The organism is Variovorax sp. WDL1, from assembly GCF_001541225.1.
Taxonomy (GTDB): domain Bacteria; phylum Pseudomonadota; class Gammaproteobacteria; order Burkholderiales; family Burkholderiaceae_C; genus Variovorax.
Genome location: NZ_LMTS01000261.1, coordinates 23,236 through 25,246, shown reverse-complemented (window position 1 = coordinate 25,246; position 2,011 = coordinate 23,236). Strand labels below are relative to the sequence as shown.

Here is a 2,011-nt window from a genome sequence, read left to right as displayed (position 1 = left end):
GGCGTCAGCTTACCCACTCAGATTTCAAGAGAGGCGAAAAACATTTGCGAGAGGCGAGATGGCGGTCGTGCCGGCTCTGCCAGGCCGTGTCAGTTTGTCGCGTTGCGGTGGTGCCCTCTTCTGCCATCTCTCGCGTCCTGCCGATGCGCCCCGGCCGATAAAGCTTGGGATGATCCCGAAGCCGTTCGGCCTTGTCCTCGATCCCGGCGACGAGCTCCAGCGCCGCATCGGGGTTGTCTTGCTAGATGTACTCGACGAGGGACAGCAGGTCGGCGCGAGCCGCTTCGCGCCATTCCGAGCACGACGACTCTGGGCAACTAGTGCTTCAGCCATGACTTGCTTGTGAGGCACCGTGGGCCGGGAGTCCTGCAACGCCTCCTGGACCTTCGCGCGAAACCACGCGTCGTAGGCAGAGTCGTCCACCGCCAGTCCTGCAAGAAGCCCACCTTTTCTTGTGATACGGGTCAGCAGGATACGGATGGCGTCGGAGGCTGTCAGGCCGACGTTAGCCAAAGCGGCGGTCGCCTGCGGTCCCCGCCGGATCTCCGACGGGCATGCCCAGAATAAGGACCAGCCACCACGAATGATTCTTTGGAATGTCATGCGCGCTTTCCACAATTGCCGCATGGCTCGCCCTCTTCTTTCCATTGCCCTCACCGTCGACCAGCACGAGGAAGGTGATTTCTACTGGGTGCTGATCGAGTCCTTTGACCACTCGATGGAGTTCGAGCCACTGATGGAATCGGGCAAGGGCTTCGCGACCTACATCGATGCGCTGGAAGCCGGTTTCCTGGCGCTCAAGGCCTTGTCGGAGGACCTGGTGACGGGCCCGCGCGACGAGGTCGACGAGGATGACTCCGGCGACGGGCCAGACGGCCAGTAGTACCGGATCAGGTGCAGCCAGCATCACCCGGCTGGGGCGAGCCGCATCGCCTCGCCCTGGGCGGAGCGCACACCGCGCTGCAGCGGTAGAACTGCTTGGCAAAGCACCTCAGATGTTTGAAGAACGTGTCGCCGTAGTCGTTAGGCAGGCCGAGGCGGCAAAGCGAAATCGCAAGGGGATCCAGTGCATCTGGGATGCAGAAGGCACGTCGGAGATGCCGACGGATCAACGGCCGGCGGCGATGCCAAACGCCTCGGCGTCGGCTATGTGCGGAACTATACGATCGAAAGAACGGCATGCATCCCGAGGGCGCCGACGAGCAGTGCGACGCCCAGGAATCCGAATGCCGCAGGGGTTCGCGTGGCGGGTTGAACGGCCAAGGCTACGATGCATCCTGCCAGTAGGAAGGGCAATGGGATGACGATAGGCAGTGAAAGCAGCATGGTATCCCCGAGGGCATGCCAGGCTGCCGTGCTCCCGGGGTAGGTCCAATGCAACCCCGCGAGTGGAAGGGCGGCGACCACTACGCACAGAAAGAAACTCGGGAACAGCCAATCCCACGGCGTCGGACGCGCGCTTCGGGCCAAGGGCGGCTGTCTGACAGCTTTCGCCACCTGCGTTTTCGCGTCCTTGCCATGGAGCGGCGCGTGCGCAGGAATGTTCGCGCCAAGTTGGCGTCCTCGGCGCGCGGAGGGCGCCCAGTTCGGAGATGAGGTCGAGGCGTGCGTGGTCATGGCCCGCATGGTGCCGGCGCGTACCGTGCGAGGCAGCTCCTTTTCAGCCGAAGTATCGAACGGCGATACGACACGTTGCGAAAACCGCGTCTGGTGCGGTCCTGGTGGACTTCGGCCTCAGGCGTGTGTCCAAGCCACGAACGACTCCGCATGAAGGCGAAATGCCCCGTTGCGCAGCTTCTGGGCGCGATGGATGCGTTTCTTTTTCATCCTATGAGCGCGCTTCGCCCAGGGTGATGGCGATTCCGGTCCCGCTCTTCAATGCGGCGACCACCGTTTCGTCGGGCGCAGTCGACGGCTTGTCCGGCAGGCGCACGATGAGCTCATTGCCCTTGAGTTCAGCCTGAAGAAGGCACAGGCCGACGACGGTGTAGGCGCCGCCAGTTCGCACAGT

At 63.2% G+C, this 2,011-nt stretch carries 2 protein-coding genes and 1 pseudogene; 1 reads left to right on the top strand and 2 read right to left on the bottom strand.

Annotation, left to right across the window (positions count from 1 at the left end):
* Positions 1–294: 294 nt before the first annotated feature.
* Positions 295–543, bottom strand: a pseudogene (gene relB / locus APY03_RS44890) (type II toxin-antitoxin system RelB family antitoxin); the annotation flags it as partial.
* Between the two features lie 82 nt (positions 544–625).
* Between relB and APY03_RS32810 the strand changes: the two are divergent.
* Positions 626–883, top strand: coding sequence for a hypothetical protein (locus APY03_RS32810; protein WP_068683861.1), 258 nt, complete (start codon positions 626–628; stop codon positions 881–883).
* A gap of 945 nt (positions 884–1,828) precedes the next feature.
* Here the strand turns inward: APY03_RS32810 and APY03_RS41960 are convergent.
* On the bottom strand, positions 1,829–2,011 hold a 183-nt coding region (locus tag APY03_RS41960), incomplete at its 5' end, for a hypothetical protein (RefSeq protein WP_198161341.1).

Coding starts and splice junctions, on each gene's coding strand:
- APY03_RS32810 (WP_068683861.1), top strand. CDS start 626: ATGGCTCGCCCTCTTCTTTCCATTGCCCTCACCGTCGACCAGCACGAG.